Below are 15,700 nucleotides of genomic sequence, written 5' to 3' on the forward strand. Positions count from 1 at the left end.
GTTTGATGCAAAGGATGAACTTTAGCATAACTTTGTACCTTCAACGCATTAACCATTTACAATATGTCATTAATCAACCTTAATAAAACCTATTCTGCTTTTATAATTGCTACTGTCTTTTTAATATCTGCCTGTTCATCAACTAAATATGCCGCTACCGAAAAGGTTTATAAAGAAAAAGCAAAAGGTTTTTCGAAAATTATAATGGCAACACCGCCTGAAGGACAACTTTATGATTCTACAAATGTTAAAAATCAGGAATGGATTGCATCGGTAAACTTTGGGATTCGTAAACCGAACTTTGTAATTATTCATCATACAGCACAAGATAGTTTGGCTCAAACCATAAAAACTTTTCACTCTGTAAAAGCTGCTGTAAGTGCACATTATGTTGTAAGTCGCGATGGTAAAGTAGTGCACATGGTTAACGATTATTTGCGAGCAAACCACGCAGGAATTGGTAGATGGGGCAAAGATACCGACTTAAATTCTTCCTCAATCGGAATAGAGTTAGATAATAATGGTACTACCGATATTTGGCCTGACGCACAAATTATTAGCTTAATTAAACTATTGGCAACGTTGAAGAAAACATATAATATTCCTACCGGTAATTTTATTGGTCATGCAGATATTGCTCCAAAGCGCAAACCTGACCCGAATAATTTCCCTTGGAAGAAATTGGCTCTAAAAGGTTTTGGTTATTGGTATGATGATGTTATGCAAAACCCACCTGTAAATTTTGATACAACAACTGCATTAAAACTTATTGGTTATGACACAAGCGATTTGGGGGCTGCAATTACAGCATTTAAACGTCATTTTATACAAACTGATATTACACCAAAATTAACGCCTGTAGATGTATTGGTTTTGTACAACGTTTATAAAAAATACTAGAATGGATGAGTACTAAAGATATTCTGCCACAGAAATACAGAAATCCCTGAATCTTTTCTGTGTAAATCTGTGTTTCTGTAACAATTTTTCCAAAAATTAAAGAAAAAAAAACGCTGATGAAAAATTAATTTATCAGCGTTTTTCTGTTATAAATATACGGTACTAATTGGGCTTTTTGAAAGTATCTTTCAGCGTAACCGTTCTATTAAATACCAATTTATCATCTGTAGAATCACGGTCTAAGCAAAAGTAACCTTTACGTATAAACTGGTATCGACTTTCTAAATCTGCATCAGCCAATGCAGGTTCTATAAATGCATTTGGTAAAATTGTTAAACTTTCAGGGTTTAAATAATCTTTAAAATCACCTTCTTCGGCATCTGGTGTTTCTGATGTAAATAAACGATCATACAAACGTATTTCAGCGGTTTTAGCATGTTGTGCGTTAACCCAGTGAATTGTTCCTTTAACGTTTATACCGCTTGTATCATTTCCGCTTTTCGATTCTGGAATATAAGAACAGTGAATTTCAGTAACGTTACCATTTTCGTCTTTCACAAAATCCTCACACTTAACAATATAAGCAAATTTTAAACGAACCATTGCTCCTGGCGCCAATCGAAACCATTTCTTGGCCGGAACCTCCATAAAGTCTTCACGTTCAATCCAAAGTTCGTTGCTAAAAGGAATTACACGTGTGCCACCACCATCTTCGGCCTCAGGGTTGTTCTCGCCAATTAAATCTTCTGTACCTTTTTCGTAGTTGGTGATAATTAATTTTATTGGGTCTAAAACTGCCATTACGCGATTGGCAGCTTTATTTAAATCCTCACGGATACAAAATTCTAATAAACTAAGTTCAATTAGGTTTTCGCGTTTTGCTATTCCAATACGCTCGCAAAATTCGCGGATGCTTTTAGGTGTAAAACCTCTTCTACGCAAACCAGATATGGTAGGCATACGTGGGTCATCCCAACCGGTAACTAAGTTTTCGTTTACCAATTGTAGTAACTTCCTTTTGCTCATTACCGTTGAGGTGAGATTTAAACGAGCAAATTCATATTGCTTGGATGGGAAAATCTCTAATTTTTCGATAAACCAATCGTACAATTCTCGGTGAGAAACGTATTCCAACGTACAAATAGAATGCGTAATGTTCTCGATGCTATCGCTTTGGCCATGAGCGAAATCGTACATTGGATAAATACACCATTTATTACCTGTTCGGTGATGTTCTGCATGCTTGATGCGATAAATAATTGGGTCTCGCATGAGCATGTTTGTGCTCGCCATATCAATTTTAGCCCTTAAGATGTAAGCACCATCAGCAAACTCGCCAGCTTTCATTTTAGTAAAAAGGTTTAAATTTTCTTCTATGCTTCTATTGCGGTAAGGGCTATCCTGACCAGGTTCTGTTGGCGTTCCTTTTAAAGCTGCAATTTCATCGGCCGAACTTTCATCAACGTAGGCCAAACCTTTTTCAATCAGCTTTACTGCAAACGCATATAATTCATCAAAATAATCTGATGCGTATAGTTCATTTTTCCAGTTAAAGCCTAGCCATTTAATATCTTCTTGCTGGCTATTTACATACTCAGTTTTTTCTGTTACCGGGTTGGTATCATCAAAACGCAAGTTGGTGTAGCCGCCATATTTTTGTGTTAATCCGAAGTTTAAACATATCGCTTTTGCATGGCCAATGTGTAAATAACCATTTGGTTCTGGCGGAAAACGCGTAACCAAAGTTTCATACTTGCCGCTATTTAAATCGTTTTCAACAATTTCTTCAATAAAGTTTAAAGCCTTCTCATCACTCATAAAAACCTGTAAATTAGGATTGCAAAGGTAAAAAGTTTGAGCGGATTTAGGTAATGATTATTGGTTAATTGGCATCCTGTTTTTAGTTTTTTGATTCTTGATAATTTACAAATGAAAGTCAGACAACTAAAAGCGAGAAATGAATAACAAAAATCAATACATTTACATCAACTTAATATTCGTTATGAGCAAAACATTAAACCGACCGATACGTGTTTTAGTGGCAAAAGTTGGATTAGATGGGCATGATAGAGGTGCTAAAGTAATCGCTACTTCTCTTCGTGATGCCGGGATGGAAGTAATTTACACAGGGCTTCGTCAAACCCCAGAAATGGTAGTTAATACCGCTTTGCAAGAAGACGTTGATGCTATTGGAATCTCAATTCTATCGGGCGCCCACATGACAGTTTTTCCAAAAATCATCCATTTTATGAAAGAAAAACAAATGGATGATGTTTTGCTAACCGGAGGAGGAATAATACCCGAGGCAGATAGAGCAAAACTTTCTGCAATTGGCGTTGGTGAGTTATTTCCACCTGGAACAACCATGGCAAGCATTACAGAATATATTAAGAATTGGGTTACAGAAAACAGAAATTTTTAAGCTATGGAATATCAGAATTTAATATCAACAGTAAAAGAAAATATACTTTACGTTACTATAAACCGCGAAAAAGCTTTAAATGCTTTGAATAAAGATACCTTAACTGAACTTGCAGATGTTATTGCTTTTGCGGAGAAATCATCTGAAGTTAGGGGTGTGATTTTAACTGGTGCTGGTGAGAAGGCATTTGTTGCTGGTGCAGATATTAAGGAGTTTTCTGATTATAATGGAGAACAAGGAGAAGAACTTGCAAAGCGGGGGAATCAAAATGTTTTTAATGCTATTGAAGGCTCATCTAAACCTTTTATTGCTGCCATAAATGGTTTTGCTTTAGGCGGTGGACTAGAATTGGCTATGGCTTGTCATATCCGTATTGCAGCTGATAACGTAAAATTAGGATTGCCTGAAGTAACGCTTGGTTTAATTCCGGGTTATGGTGGTACGCAACGCTTAACGCAACTGGTTGGTAAAGGAAAGGCTATAGAACTTATTACAACTGCTAATATGATTAATGCTGAGGAAGCTGAAAGAATTGGATTGGTAAATTATGTTGTGCCAAAAACCGATTTAATTCCAAAAGCTGAAGAAATTTTAAATACCATAAAATTACGTGCTCCACTAGCTGTAGCCGCCGCAATTAAATCCGTAGTTGCCTCATTTAACGAAACTGATGGGTATTTGGTTGAAACACAACAATTTGGAAAGTGCTTTGATACAGATGATTTTAAGGAAGGAGTAGCTGCTTTTGTTGAAAAAAGAAAATCAGTATTTGTTGGCAAATAAAAATTTTGTCTGATTAATTCGAGCGAACAACACAAAAGTGTAGAAAAAATTTCCCATTTCAATTATTTTTATCTATTTATGTAACGAATTACCGCCCATGAAAAAAAAGATACTTATAATAGATGATGAAGTTAACATTGGGCTTTTATTATCCAAATTTTTAACTAGGAATGGTTTCGATGTTGCCAATGCCATAACAGGCAATTCTGCCATTGAAATATTAGCTAATGATACTTTTGATTTAGTGCTTTGCGATTATCGTTTAGATGATACTGATGGTAAGGAAATTCTCATTAAAATTAAAGAAAACTATCCTACAACTGGAGTCATAATTATTACAGGTTATTCTGATATAAAGTTGGCTGTTGAATTAATAAAGCTGGGTGCATACGATTACATCACGAAACCATTATACCCAGATGAAATTGTAAATACAATAAATAAAGCCTTAGAAACGCAAAGGGTACTTAATGAAATTTCTGGGCTACCTAACAAAAATAGTTCGTCCGAAGAAGCCGAATACATAAATCATACAGATTATATTGACGGGAAAAGTGATGTTTCCTCAACTTTATTAAAGCAAATACAATTAATCGCACCAACTTCGTACAGCATTATTTTAACTGGTAAAAGTGGTACTGGAAAAGAATATGTGGCCAAAACCATACATTTAAATAGCCTACGCAAAGACAAACCTTTTATTGCAATGGATTGCGGCTCGCTAACTAAAGAATTAGCAGGTAGCGAATTTTTCGGGCATGAAAAGGGTTCCTTTACTGGTGCTTTATATACAAAAATCGGTCATTTTGAGCAAGCCAACGGAGGAACGCTGTTTTTAGATGAGATTGGAAATTTATCTTATGAAATTCAGGCTACTTTACTTAGAACGGTTCAAGAGCGTAAAGTAAAGCGCATAGGAAGTACAAAAGAAATAGATTTAGATGTTCGGATTATTGTTGCAACCAATGAGAATTTAGTAGATAATATTGCCAAAGGAACTTTTAGGGAAGATTTATACCATCGTTTTAATGAGTTTTCCATTCATATTCCATCTTTAAAAAAACGAGGAAATGATATTATAGTATTTGCAGAAAAATTTTTAGCTACCACTAATAAAGAACTTAATAAAAATATTAGGGGTTTTTCTGAGGAGGTTAAAAGTTGTTTTTTACGTTACAGTTGGCCCGGAAATGTACGTGAACTTAAGAATGTTATCAGGCGTGTGGCATTGTTAACAGATGGAAACATGATTCAAGTTGACGTGCTCCCATTAGAGTTGGCTAACCATGCAAAAGATTACGACAAAGAGGAAGTTCAAAACCAAGCAAAAATTAAATTTTCTAATAAAACCCAGAATTTAAAAAATGCATCTCAGGAAGCGGAATTTGATACAATTTTAAGGGTATTAAAAGAAGTGAATTTTAATAAAACCAAAGCCGCTCAAATTCTAAAGATTGATCGTAAAACGCTGTATAATAAAATAAAAGCAATTAAAATAGACGAAAATGAATAAGATTTAGCGCAAACAAACTAATAATCCTTTTGTAGTATTGATGTAATAGCAAGCAATTAATTATGTCTGTATTCTCTTATAAACAACGCAACAACATTAACCTTGTTATAATTATAGCTTTAGGGTTGTTAATTGCTTATTCACTACAAGGAATTTTTAGTGCTATTTTAAGTACACTTGTATTGTACACCATCATGCGACCAGGTTATATTTACTTAGCTGAGGTTAAAGGTTGGAATAGAAGATTAGTTGCGCTGCTGTTAATTACATTCAGTATCATATTAATCATTTTGCCCTTCTATGCTCTAAGTAGTATGGTCATTAGTAAAATCTCAGAATTAAAGAATAACGAGATTTTCTTCAAAAACCTTCTTGTAAAACTTCAGCATTTAATTCCTGTTAAAATCAACGAGAGTTTAATTCAAGATGGTATGAATCGGATTGGAAATTTTGCAACTCAGTTATTTCCATCATTAATATCAAGTGCGGTAAACATTATACTTAGTTTATTGGTAATGTTCTTTTTATTATACTTTATGTTAATAGAAAGGAAAAAGTTTGAATCTTCTCTAATAAGATATGCTCCATTAAGAGAACAAAATGCTTTACGTTTTGGCGAGGAAATGCAAAACACAACTTATGCAAATGTTTTAGGTCAAGGTTTAATATGTCTGGTTCAGGGTTCGTTGGTAAGTCTTTCATTTTTTGTATTGGGATATAAAGACCCTGTTTTTTGGGGTGTTATAACAGCTTTTATATCTTTTGTGCCAGTTTTAGGTCCGCCTGTTATATTTGTTCCGGCAGCGATTTTACAAATTGCTAATGGCCATAATTTTGAAGGCTGGGCAATGTTAATATTCGGTTTTGTCGTAATTATAAACATCGATAATGTATTAAGATTTATAATTGCCAAAAAAGTTGGTAATATTCATCCGATTATTACAGTAATTGGCGTAATTATTGGTATTCCCTTATTCGGAATTTTGGGCTTGGTTTTTGGTCCACTGTTGCTATCTTATTTTATATTGCTTGTTAAAATTTACGAATCGAGTACGCTTGCATCAGAAAGATTGGAAAGAATTAAAACAAATAATGAGCAAAGTGAGTTATAATTTATAGCTTAACGATAAAATAATATAGTATTGTTATTTTTAAATGTTAAACCCTTAAAATACATTAATTATGAATGATAACTCAAAAGTTGTAGTTGCCCTTTTAGCAGGATTGGCTGCAGGAGCTGCTTTAGGAATTTTATTTGCACCAGAGAAAGGTGATGAAACTCGTGACAAATTAAGCCAGTCGCTTAAAGACTTAGGAGATTCGATAAGAGATAAAGCTGCTGACGAAATTAATAACTTATCTAGTTTAAAAGAAAAAGTTGTTAGCTCAATTAAAACCAAATTGAGAAACGTAGAAGAAGAATATAGCGACGACGTAGAGCACGCATAAAATTATACTAACCGGGCATTTTGCCCGGTTAAATCTCATCTTAATTATGCAGGAAAATAAAGACAAAAGCATAGAGGATCTTGTTAATGATGCCAAAGGTTTTTTTGAAGCCAGGCTAGAATATACCAGACTCCATGTTGTTGAAAAAGCATCAAAAATATTTGCCGATTTAGTAACCAGCACCGCTGTAATTGTGTGTTTTATACTCGCATTCTTATTTGGTTCTGTTACTTTAGCGTTGTATTTATCTGATGTTTTAAATAGTTATGCCGGTGGCTTTGGATGCGTATCGTTAATATATATCTTGTTAGCGCTTATTGTTTATTTTACTAAAGATAAGTACATTGAAAAGGCAATAATTAATATTGCCATTCGAAAATATTTTGATAAACTTGCTGATAAGGAGGAAGAAGATGAGAAGTTATAATAACATCAGAACCCTGGAAGACTTACAAGCAAAAAAGCTTGAACTTAAGGTAGAATATATGCTTAAGCAAACAATGCTTAAATCAGATTCTAAAACTTATTTTAGTCAATTTACCCCCGGTGCGCTAATTAAAAGGTTTGCTAAACCAAATAACCTCTTTAAAGTTGATGATAAGCTAAACTTGAGCGGTACAGCTATGTCATTCATCTTACCGCTGGTAATGAACAAAACATTATTTAGAGGAGCTGGGTTTTTAACTAAGGCGGCTGTTGGTTTAATATCTGGTAAAGTTGGTAAATCAATTGATGCCGAGCACATTTCAGGCATCTATAATTCTATAAAAGGATTTTTTACAAAGACTAAAGAAAAGAAAGCTAAAAAGTTTATTGATTACGGCATTCCACCAGATAGCGAAACTTATTAGTTTAATGGTTCATTAGTATTCATTGGTCATTAGTTTAATTATACTGGCTCTGAATTAAAATCTGAACCTAATAAAATATTAAGCCACTTAACATTTTTATGCTAAGTGGCTTTTTTTTAGTTCAACTGTATAAGACAAATGAACTAATGACTAATGAACTATTGTACTACAAATCAGTTTTAATTTTCAATTCTTTCAATTGTTTTTCATCAATCGTACTTGGACTATCAATCATTACATCTCTTCCCGAATTATTCTTAGGGAAAGCAATTACATCACGGATAGAATCTAATCCTGCAAAAATTGATGTCAGTCGGTCGAAACCAAAAGCGATACCTCCATGTGGTGGAGCGCCAAATTCGAATGCATCCATTAAGAAACCAAATTGTTTTTGCGCTTCTTCTGCACTAAAACCTAAATGTTTAAACATTAAAGCTTGCAATGCTCTATCATGGATACGGATTGAACCACCACCAATTTCAGTTCCATTAATTACCATATCGTATGCATTAGCACGAACGTTTTTTGGGTCGGTATCTAACAATGCAATATCTTCTGGTTTTGGAGATGTAAATGGGTGATGCATCGCATGATAACGTTCAGTTTCCTCATCCCATTCTAAAAGTGGAAAATCCAATACCCAAAGTGCAGAAAACGTATTTTTATCACGTAAACCCAAACGGTTACCCATTTCTAAACGCAATTCATTCAATTGCTTGCGAACTTTATCTGTTGAGCCAGCAAGTACCAAAATTAAATCGCCTTTTTCGGTTTCAAAAGCATTACTCCACTGTTTTAAATCATCTTCATTAAAAAATTTATCAACTGATGATTTAATGGTTCCGTCTTCATTATGGCGAGCGTAGATTAAACCGGTTGCTCCAACCTGTGGGCGTTTTATAAAATCTGTTAATTCGTCTAATTGCTTACGTGTATAGCTTGCAGCGCCTTTTGCATTTATGCCAACAACCAATTCTGCATTATCAAAAACAGGGAATCCTTTGCCTTTTACCAAATCGTTTAGCTCAACAAATTGCATTGCAAAACGAGTGTCGGGCTTATCCGAACCATATAAACGCATCGCATCTGCATATTGCATCCGCGGTACTTCTGGCAAATCATAATTGCGAACTTCTTTAAATAGCGTACGAATCAAGCCTTCAAAAGTATTTAATATATCTTCTTGTTCGATGAAGGACATTTCGCAATCAATTTGAGTAAACTCAGGTTGGCGATCGGCCCTTAAATCTTCATCTCTAAAACATTTAACAATCTGAAAATACCTATCGAAACCTGAAACCATAAGCAATTGCTTAAATGTCTGTGGCGATTGTGGTAAAGCATAAAATTCACCAGCATTCATTCTGCTTGGTACAACAAAATCTCTAGCACCCTCTGGGGTAGATTTAATTAAAACAGGGGTTTCTACTTCAATGAAATCTAAGCCATCCAAATACCGACGAACAGATTGTGCCATTTTATGACGCAAAACCAAATTGTTACGTACAGGATTACGGCGTAAATCCAAATAACGATATTTCATCCGCAACTCATCACCACCATCGGTTTCATCATCAATCATGAAAGGAGGAAGTTTTGCTGCGTTTAAAATTTCTAGTGCAGAAACTTTAATTTCAATATCACCGGTAAACATTTTTGGATTTTTGTTGCTGCGTTCTACAACCGTACCAGTGGTTTTAATTACAAACTCGCGGCCAAGCATACGTGCTGCTTCGCAAAGTTCGCGGTTATCATCCATGTTAAAAACCAGTTGTGTAATCCCATATCTATCGCGAATGTCTATAAAAGTCATACCGCCTAAATCTCTTGATTTTTGTACCCAACCACACAGGGTAACACTGTCGCCCAAATTTTTAAGGCTTAATGCACCGCAAGTTACTGTTCTTAACATATTTGTAATTCTAAATTAAGCGGCAAAAATACCGATTTAGTTTTAAAGTTTAGGAGGGAAGATTGAATGATTTTATTCCATTTGGAATAAATGGACTTATGAAATTTGAATTTTTGTTATTGATCCATCAATATCGTTCTTCCAAAATCACCTCTACCTTAACAACTTTCCATTCACCATCCATCACTTTCCAATGAAAAACCTCCTCTGTTTGGATGGTTTGTTTATTGGTTAAGATTATCATTTTTGGTTTGATAATAACAGATTTCCGGGCAATCTTTTCTGTAAATATTTCATGCTCAAAAGAAGATTTAATCCTATACTGACTGGTTTGAAGCGATTTTGTCTTCCTGAAAGTTTTATCTAAATCAGCAATGTACTCAGCTTTAGTTAATGTTTTGCCATCAGCCTGAATGTATTCTAAATTTTCAGCAAAAACTGTTTCAAAAGCTGTTGAATCTTTACTTTCTAACGCTGCATTTACCTTTTTATGAGTATCATTTATTAAATCAGTTTCCATGCTATGAAGTTAGTTCTTTGTTTTAGCGTTTTCAAATTTTTGATGAATGCCATGAAAAAGGTTTCAACAACTTGTTACCGATAAATCATCCGTGTAAATAAGCTGATTGATACTTATTTAAATTTTTTTCTACCTTGATGCAACGTTTTAAAATCCCTCATGTCTTATAATCAGAATCATCAAAATTTTGGAAGCCGTTTACGTCGATAAAAACCTTGAGCTTGTTAAAGAATGCATGCATGGCAGCAGAGCAGCACAGTTTCAATTATATAAACTGTATGCTAAAGCGATGTATAATGTAGCCTTACGCATTCTAAATTATGAAGAAGAGGCCGAGGATGTTTTGCAGGAAGCATTTTTAGATGCTTTTACCAGAATAGTTGATTTTAGACAGGAAACCACTTTCGGTTTATGGTTGAAGCAGATTGTAATAAACAAATCAATAAATTACCTCCGTAAACGGAAGTTTGAATTTGTAAGTACAGATGAAGTGTCTGAAATTCCGGAAGAACTAGGTGCTGATGAGTATGATATGCGGTTACAGGCAAATGAAATTAGGCAAGCAATAACAAAATTGCCAGATGGATACAGAGTAGTGTTGAGTTTATATTTACTGGAAGGTTACGACCACGAAGAGATTTCACACATTTTAAAAATAAGCGAAAATACAAGCCGCACACAATATATGCGGGCAAAAAAGAAGTTAAAAAGTATATTAGAACAGAAAGGGATGAGAGATGAATAATAGATTAGAAACCTTTGTTAAAGAAAATCGAAAAGATTTCGATGTTTTTGAGCCATCGGCAGCCCTCTGGGCAAAAATAGAATCGGGGCTGGATAGCAACAAGAAAAAAAAACCAATAAATCTGTATTTATGGATAAGTGCTGCCGCATCCATCATTATAGTTTTTGGTTTAGTTTGGCTATACACAGGGCAAATGCAAAATCGCGACTTGGAAATAGCAGACGTTAATGCGGCAGCAGCAAGAAGAGAAATTCAATTTACAAGTTTGATTACCGAGAAGAGAGATAGTTTAGCAATTTTTGCATCAGCAAACCCAGATTTGTATAAAAAATTTACAGACGACTTGCTGAAGCTTGATGAAGATTATGAACGGTTAAAATCGCAATTGCCAACCACGCCAAATCAACTTTATGTGGTAAAAGCAATGGTTAAAAACCGTGAAATTCAGTTAAACTTATTAAAACAACAACTATTAATTATAAACCAGGTTGACGACTACAAAAGGGTTAATCAGATTTAATTCAACAAGCAAACATGCGCTCACCTTATTTATTAGGCTTTAAAATCGGTCGGCAGATTTTGAGGTAGATAAATATTTAAAATTAACAACATGAAAACGATAAAATTATTTTTAGCCATTATGGCTTTCATTGCCGTAAAAAGCTACGCACAAGAAATCTCTGTTACAACAAATTCAACAGAAAATTATGCAGTTAACGTTACAAACAGTACAAATGTTAATGCTGCTGTAAACCCAAATATTACCATTGTTAGCTCAACGCAATCTGGTGGTGATGCAGAACGTTCTAAATCTTTCAGCAAAACATTTAGCGTAAATGGTAACGATAAAATTAACCTGAACAATCAATATGGTTCTATCGTAATTAAAACATGGGATAGAAAAGAAGTTAAAGTTGATGTGGACATAAAAGCCTTTAGCAATTCTGATAAAGACGTTCAAAAATTAATAGATGAAGTGACTATTGATGCAACCAAATCAGGCGACCAGGTTTCAGTTAAAACAAACATAGGTGATAGGGATGGAAACTTTGGAAGAAGATTAAAAAATGGCGTAACTACCTGGAGAAGAGAAATTAAAGTAAATTATGTGGTTTACATGCCTACAACAAATGCTTTAACTGCGCAACAAGAATATGGTAGCATAGATGTTGGTGACTTTTCTGGTCCAACTTCATTTAAAGTTCAGTATGGAAATTTATCGGCCGGTAATTTAAACAATAGCAATAATTACCTTTCTGTTGAGTATGGTAAAATGACTGTTCAGGATATAAACGCCGCCGTTGTAAAACACGAATATGGCGGTGGAATTAGCATAGGGTCTGTAGGTACAATTGAAGTTAACGCAGAATATGTTCCTGTAAACATAAATACAATCCGTAAATCGGCTGATATTAAGGTACAATATGGTTCTGGCTTAACAGTTGGCGCTATAGCAGGTAATTTATTGCTTAATAGCGAATATGCTAAAGTTAATATCAATAGTATAAAAGGAAATACGGTAATTAAACAAGGTTATGGCAGCCTAACGATTGCCAGTGTTGGCAAGTTATCGTTGAAAACAGAATATACAAGTGTTACACTTGGCGCTTTAAATGGTGATGCTTTGATTGATATGGATTACAATAAGTTAACCGTAAATGAGATAACACCAGCTTGTAAAAACTTCGGTTTTAACGGAGAATATGCAAGCGTTGGACTTGGTTTCAGCTCAAATTATAATGCAAACTTTAACATTTCTACCACCTATGCAGGCTTTAAATATGGTTCAAATGTATCATCAAAATTAGTAAGTGATGATGATGAAAATAAACGATACGCTGGTAAAATTGGGGGCGGCGGTGCAGCAAGTGTTTCTATAAAAACAGAATACGGAGCAGTAAGCTTTAAATAATAATTCCAGACAAAATTGATTTAAGTCTTGTCATCTTATGGCAGGACTTTTTTTTTATTTTCTTTTTCATTGACGTTATATTTCATGGCGAAAAGATTGGTTTTCTGTCTGTGAGGACACAGACCAAGGGGAAGATTAATTAGCCTTCCTTATACTAGATCATAATGGAAAATTACTATTCCTTGTTTTACATATAACATTTTTCATTTCCATGGTCTGTGTTCCCACAGACCATTTATTGGTGAAGAGGAAACAAAGAGTAGATGTTATGATGATAATACATTTTTGAAGTAGCTTTCCTTATATTAGCATGTAATGAAAAACCATTTACTCTTTTTCTTGCTACTCATTTCAATATTTGCCAAAGCACAATCTGAGCCGGTAAAATGGGCAACGCAAGAAACATTTTTTGATGATTTAAGAGGTAAAAACTTACCCGATTTTGGAGGGGTGAAATTAAACGGAAAAGCTTTTTATAAAGATAATTTGAAGAACCAGATTGTACTTATAAATTTTTGGTTTGAAGCATGTCCGCCTTGTGTTAAAGAAATACCTGAACTAAATAAATTGGTTGATAAATATAAGACTTCAGCCATAAGGTTCATCGCAATTACTTATGATTCACCCAAACAGGCCGCAATCTTCAAGAAAAAAACTGGATATAAATATGAAATAATCTGTTTAAAACCAGAAGAGATAAGAAAATTAAATATCAATCATGGTTATCCAACCAATGTTTTAATTGGTAAAGATGGTAAAATAATCCAGGCTGTTGCATCCTTATCATTTGATGATGAAAATCCGGAAACTAAACAAAGAACTAAAGATTTTGAAGAACAACTAAAACGAGAAATCTACAAATCAGCTAAATAAGTATTTCCAAACCAAAGCGATAAAAATCTGTTCCATAATTCAGGCGTCTTTTTTATATCTTCGCCTATCAGATAAATTAACTTATGGATTTTTTAAGCACACCCGAAGCCTGGATTTCACTTTTAACATTAACAGTTCTCGAAATCGTTCTCGGTATAGATAATATTGTTTTCATCTCCATTCTTTCAGGAAAACTACCTGTAGATCAACAAAAAAAAGCGAGGCAATTGGGTTTAGGCTTAGCCATGATTACGCGAATTTTATTATTGCTTTCTTTAAGTTGGATAATGACTTTAACCTCGCCACTTTTTAATATTGGCAGCTGGATTGGCATTAATAGCGGCGATTGGTTCGAAAAACTTGCAATTTCGGGTCGCGATTTAATTTTAATAAGTGGTGGGTTATTTTTGATTTACAAAAGCACACATGAAATACACAATAAATTAGAAGGCGAAGAAGATGAAGAAGGAAAAACTAAAGCGCATTCTTTTTGGGCTACTATCATTCAAATTCTCATTTTGGACGTTGTCTTTTCTCTTGATTCTGTAATTACGGCTATTGGGATGGCCGATCATATTGAGATTATGATTGCTGCCGTAATTATTGCTGTTATTACTATGATGTTTTCTGCAGGTGCCATTAGCGCATTTGTTAACAATCATCCAACAGTAAAAATGCTAGCACTTTCATTTCTACTATTGATTGGGGTTTCTCTTTTAGCCGAAGGATTAGACCAGCACATACCTAAAGGCTATGTTTATTTCGCAATGGCCTTTTCTGTTTTGGTAGAAATGCTTAACCTGAAAATGAAAAAGAATGGCAAAAAGCCTATTAAACTAAGGAGTTAGTGCTGGTAATTATAGCACATATTCATCATTTATCGGTTTTACAGGTTCTGGAATTTCATCATCTCCAAGCATTTGAAGCAGGTTTATTTCAATCGTTCTCGTAATTTGATTCAACGGAACACCTGCAGAATTACTTTCGAAAGGATCTATCAGGCTCATTCCATTTATTTGGGTTGATACAAATACAAAACCAATTAACCAGCCTAAAAATATAGATGCAACACCCGCCGATTGACTAATAACCAAAGTAAATGTTACTACGAAAAGCCAAATAAAAACCTTGGTTAAGTAACTGTATGTGGTGGGGAAAATGGTGTTTTTAATTCTTTCACTCATTCCCATCGAATCAGAAAATCGAACAAGCATTTCATTTATTTCCATAAACCTAAAGCCATCAATAGCATTTGCTTTTGATAATTTTTGTAAATCTCTCGATTGAATATTTAAAATTGCGTTGTGCGTATTTTTATGATTTTCGATTTCTTTTAAGTCTTCTTCAGTTAAATATTTAATATAAATTTCATCAACCGTGCCCCGTAAACTAGCTTTTAAGGCATACAGAAATGCTATGTGGCGATAAATCATTCTTCTAACACAGTCATCTTCGCCATCAACATAATTTAGTAAAGCTCTGGTGTACGATCTTGAGTCGTTAACCAATGCACCCCACACTTTTCTGGCTTCCCACCATCTATCGTAAGCCTGATTATTGTTAAAACCTATAAAAAATGCAATGGCAGTACCTAAAACGGTTGGAATTATAGATGGAATTTCAAAGTGATGGGCAATTAAATATGCTCTAACAAAATAGGCAACTGTACAGGATGCTATCATTATTAAATCTACCTTCCATGTATTTCGTAAAATTCTTGTAAGTCTTATGTTCTGTATTAATAGCATATTTTAGTTTTAAAGAGGAAATGACAAATTTAAGTACAAAATGTTTTTCTTCTTTACGAATTAATCACAACT

17 protein-coding genes are annotated in these 15,700 nt (G+C 34.2%); 13 read left to right on the forward strand and 4 right to left on the reverse strand.

The annotated features are described in order from the left end of the window. Nucleotides 1-63 precede the first annotated feature (63 nt). Nucleotides 64-900, forward strand: coding sequence for an N-acetylmuramoyl-L-alanine amidase (locus ACFOWA_RS12100; RefSeq protein ID WP_378985457.1), 837 nt, complete (start codon nt 64-66; stop codon nt 898-900). Between the two features lie 162 nt (nt 901-1,062). Here ACFOWA_RS12100 and ACFOWA_RS12105 read toward each other — a convergent pair whose 3' ends face one another. Next, on the reverse strand, nt 1,063-2,718 hold the full coding sequence (locus ACFOWA_RS12105; RefSeq protein WP_378985459.1) for a glutamine--tRNA ligase/YqeY domain fusion protein: 1,656 nt from the start codon (nt 2,716-2,718) through the stop codon (nt 1,063-1,065). Between the two features lie 139 nt (nt 2,719-2,857). On the opposite strand from ACFOWA_RS12105, the gene ACFOWA_RS12110 reads away from it, so the two are divergent. The 7 genes from ACFOWA_RS12110 to ACFOWA_RS12140 all read left to right on the forward strand — a co-directional run bounded on the left by ACFOWA_RS12110 (nt 2,858) and on the right by ACFOWA_RS12140 (nt 7,918). Beyond that, nucleotides 2,858-3,322: a cobalamin B12-binding domain-containing protein gene (locus ACFOWA_RS12110; protein WP_378985461.1), complete on the forward strand. Its 465-nt coding sequence runs from the start codon at nt 2,858-2,860 to the stop codon at nt 3,320-3,322. A 3-nt stretch (nt 3,323-3,325) separates the two neighbouring features. Further along, on the forward strand, nt 3,326-4,105 hold the full coding sequence (locus ACFOWA_RS12115; RefSeq protein WP_378985463.1) for an enoyl-CoA hydratase/isomerase family protein: 780 nt from the start codon (nt 3,326-3,328) through the stop codon (nt 4,103-4,105). Between the two features lie 97 nt (nt 4,106-4,202). Continuing rightward, entirely contained in the window at nt 4,203-5,618 is a 1,416-nt protein-coding gene (locus ACFOWA_RS12120; protein ID WP_378985465.1) for a sigma-54-dependent transcriptional regulator, read from the forward strand. A gap of 62 nt (nt 5,619-5,680) precedes the next feature. Then, nucleotides 5,681-6,730, forward strand: coding sequence for an AI-2E family transporter (locus ACFOWA_RS12125; protein ID WP_378985467.1), 1,050 nt, complete (start codon nt 5,681-5,683; stop codon nt 6,728-6,730). A 70-nt stretch (nt 6,731-6,800) separates the two neighbouring features. Further along, nucleotides 6,801-7,067 (forward strand): YtxH domain-containing protein, encoded by a 267-nt coding sequence (locus tag ACFOWA_RS12130; protein WP_123207672.1) that lies wholly within the window; start codon nt 6,801-6,803, stop codon nt 7,065-7,067. Between the two features lie 46 nt (nt 7,068-7,113). Next, complete coding sequence (locus ACFOWA_RS12135; RefSeq protein WP_378985469.1) at nt 7,114-7,494, forward strand: phage holin family protein; 381 nt, start codon at nt 7,114-7,116, stop codon at nt 7,492-7,494. Beyond that, on the forward strand, nt 7,481-7,918 hold the full coding sequence (locus ACFOWA_RS12140; protein WP_378985471.1) for a hypothetical protein: 438 nt from the start codon (nt 7,481-7,483) through the stop codon (nt 7,916-7,918). The genes ACFOWA_RS12135 and ACFOWA_RS12140 overlap by 14 nt, the downstream gene beginning before the upstream one ends. Before the next feature lie 166 nt (nt 7,919-8,084). Here ACFOWA_RS12140 and aspS read toward each other — a convergent pair whose 3' ends face one another. Together aspS and ACFOWA_RS12150 are read right to left on the reverse strand one after the other, a co-directional pair. Then, the gene (gene aspS, locus ACFOWA_RS12145; protein WP_378985473.1) at nt 8,085-9,830 is read right to left on the reverse strand and encodes an aspartate--tRNA ligase; all 1,746 of its coding nucleotides are present in this window, start codon (nt 9,828-9,830) and stop codon (nt 8,085-8,087) included. A 127-nt stretch (nt 9,831-9,957) separates the two neighbouring features. Further along, a complete protein-coding gene (locus ACFOWA_RS12150; RefSeq protein WP_378985475.1) occupies nt 9,958-10,350 on the reverse strand; it encodes a nuclear transport factor 2 family protein in 393 nt (130 codons plus the stop codon). A 235-nt stretch (nt 10,351-10,585) separates the two neighbouring features. Here ACFOWA_RS12150 and ACFOWA_RS12155 point away from each other — a divergent pair, with 235 nt between their 5' ends. The 5 genes from ACFOWA_RS12155 (at nt 10,586) to ACFOWA_RS12175 (ending at nt 14,728) form a co-directional block, all read left to right on the forward strand. Continuing rightward, on the forward strand, nt 10,586-11,095 hold the full coding sequence (locus ACFOWA_RS12155) for an RNA polymerase sigma factor (RefSeq protein ID WP_378986154.1): 510 nt from the start codon (nt 10,586-10,588) through the stop codon (nt 11,093-11,095). Next, complete coding sequence (locus ACFOWA_RS12160) at nt 11,088-11,615, forward strand: hypothetical protein (RefSeq protein WP_378985477.1); 528 nt, start codon at nt 11,088-11,090, stop codon at nt 11,613-11,615. The genes ACFOWA_RS12155 and ACFOWA_RS12160 overlap by 8 nt, the downstream gene beginning before the upstream one ends. 90 nt (nt 11,616-11,705) lie before the next feature. Next, nucleotides 11,706-13,007: a hypothetical protein gene (locus ACFOWA_RS12165; protein ID WP_378985479.1), complete on the forward strand. Its 1,302-nt coding sequence runs from the start codon at nt 11,706-11,708 to the stop codon at nt 13,005-13,007. 315 nt (nt 13,008-13,322) lie between these two features. Next, nucleotides 13,323-13,880: a TlpA family protein disulfide reductase gene (locus tag ACFOWA_RS12170; RefSeq protein WP_378985481.1), complete on the forward strand. Its 558-nt coding sequence runs from the start codon at nt 13,323-13,325 to the stop codon at nt 13,878-13,880. An 83-nt stretch (nt 13,881-13,963) separates the two neighbouring features. Then, a complete protein-coding gene (locus tag ACFOWA_RS12175; RefSeq protein ID WP_378985483.1) occupies nt 13,964-14,728 on the forward strand; it encodes a TerC family protein in 765 nt (254 codons plus the stop codon). A gap of 9 nt (nt 14,729-14,737) precedes the next feature. Here ACFOWA_RS12175 and ACFOWA_RS12180 read toward each other — a convergent pair whose 3' ends face one another. Next, on the reverse strand, nt 14,738-15,628 hold the full coding sequence (locus ACFOWA_RS12180; protein ID WP_449302193.1) for a bestrophin family protein: 891 nt from the start codon (nt 15,626-15,628) through the stop codon (nt 14,738-14,740). Nucleotides 15,629-15,700 lie beyond the last annotated feature (72 nt).

It is taken from the genome of Pedobacter lithocola (genome assembly GCF_042650845.1).
Taxonomy (GTDB): domain Bacteria; phylum Bacteroidota; class Bacteroidia; order Sphingobacteriales; family Sphingobacteriaceae; genus Pedobacter; species Pedobacter lithocola.

What these genes read in the sequence shown, in the direction of transcription:
- ACFOWA_RS12100 (WP_378985457.1), top strand. Translation starts at nt 64, where the DNA reads ATGTCATTAATCAACCTTAATAAAACCTATTCTGCTTTTATAATTGCT.
- ACFOWA_RS12105 (WP_378985459.1), bottom strand. Translation starts at nt 2,718, where the DNA reads ATGAGTGATGAGAAGGCTTTAAACTTTATTGAAGAAATTGTTGAAAAC.
- ACFOWA_RS12110 (WP_378985461.1), top strand. Translation starts at nt 2,858, where the DNA reads ATGAATAACAAAAATCAATACATTTACATCAACTTAATATTCGTTATG.
- ACFOWA_RS12115 (WP_378985463.1), top strand. Translation starts at nt 3,326, where the DNA reads ATGGAATATCAGAATTTAATATCAACAGTAAAAGAAAATATACTTTAC.
- ACFOWA_RS12120 (WP_378985465.1), top strand. Translation starts at nt 4,203, where the DNA reads ATGAAAAAAAAGATACTTATAATAGATGATGAAGTTAACATTGGGCTT.
- ACFOWA_RS12125 (WP_378985467.1), top strand. Translation starts at nt 5,681, where the DNA reads ATGTCTGTATTCTCTTATAAACAACGCAACAACATTAACCTTGTTATA.
- ACFOWA_RS12130 (WP_123207672.1), top strand. Translation starts at nt 6,801, where the DNA reads ATGAATGATAACTCAAAAGTTGTAGTTGCCCTTTTAGCAGGATTGGCT.
- ACFOWA_RS12135 (WP_378985469.1), top strand. Translation starts at nt 7,114, where the DNA reads ATGCAGGAAAATAAAGACAAAAGCATAGAGGATCTTGTTAATGATGCC.
- ACFOWA_RS12140 (WP_378985471.1), top strand. Translation starts at nt 7,481, where the DNA reads ATGAGAAGTTATAATAACATCAGAACCCTGGAAGACTTACAAGCAAAA.
- aspS (WP_378985473.1), bottom strand. Translation starts at nt 9,830, where the DNA reads ATGTTAAGAACAGTAACTTGCGGTGCATTAAGCCTTAAAAATTTGGGC.
- ACFOWA_RS12150 (WP_378985475.1), bottom strand. Translation starts at nt 10,350, where the DNA reads ATGGAAACTGATTTAATAAATGATACTCATAAAAAGGTAAATGCAGCG.
- ACFOWA_RS12155 (WP_378986154.1), top strand. Translation starts at nt 10,586, where the DNA reads ATGCATGGCAGCAGAGCAGCACAGTTTCAATTATATAAACTGTATGCT.
- ACFOWA_RS12160 (WP_378985477.1), top strand. Translation starts at nt 11,088, where the DNA reads ATGAATAATAGATTAGAAACCTTTGTTAAAGAAAATCGAAAAGATTTC.
- ACFOWA_RS12165 (WP_378985479.1), top strand. Translation starts at nt 11,706, where the DNA reads ATGAAAACGATAAAATTATTTTTAGCCATTATGGCTTTCATTGCCGTA.
- ACFOWA_RS12170 (WP_378985481.1), top strand. Translation starts at nt 13,323, where the DNA reads ATGAAAAACCATTTACTCTTTTTCTTGCTACTCATTTCAATATTTGCC.
- ACFOWA_RS12175 (WP_378985483.1), top strand. Translation starts at nt 13,964, where the DNA reads ATGGATTTTTTAAGCACACCCGAAGCCTGGATTTCACTTTTAACATTA.
- ACFOWA_RS12180 (WP_449302193.1), bottom strand. Translation starts at nt 15,628, where the DNA reads ATGCTATTAATACAGAACATAAGACTTACAAGAATTTTACGAAATACA.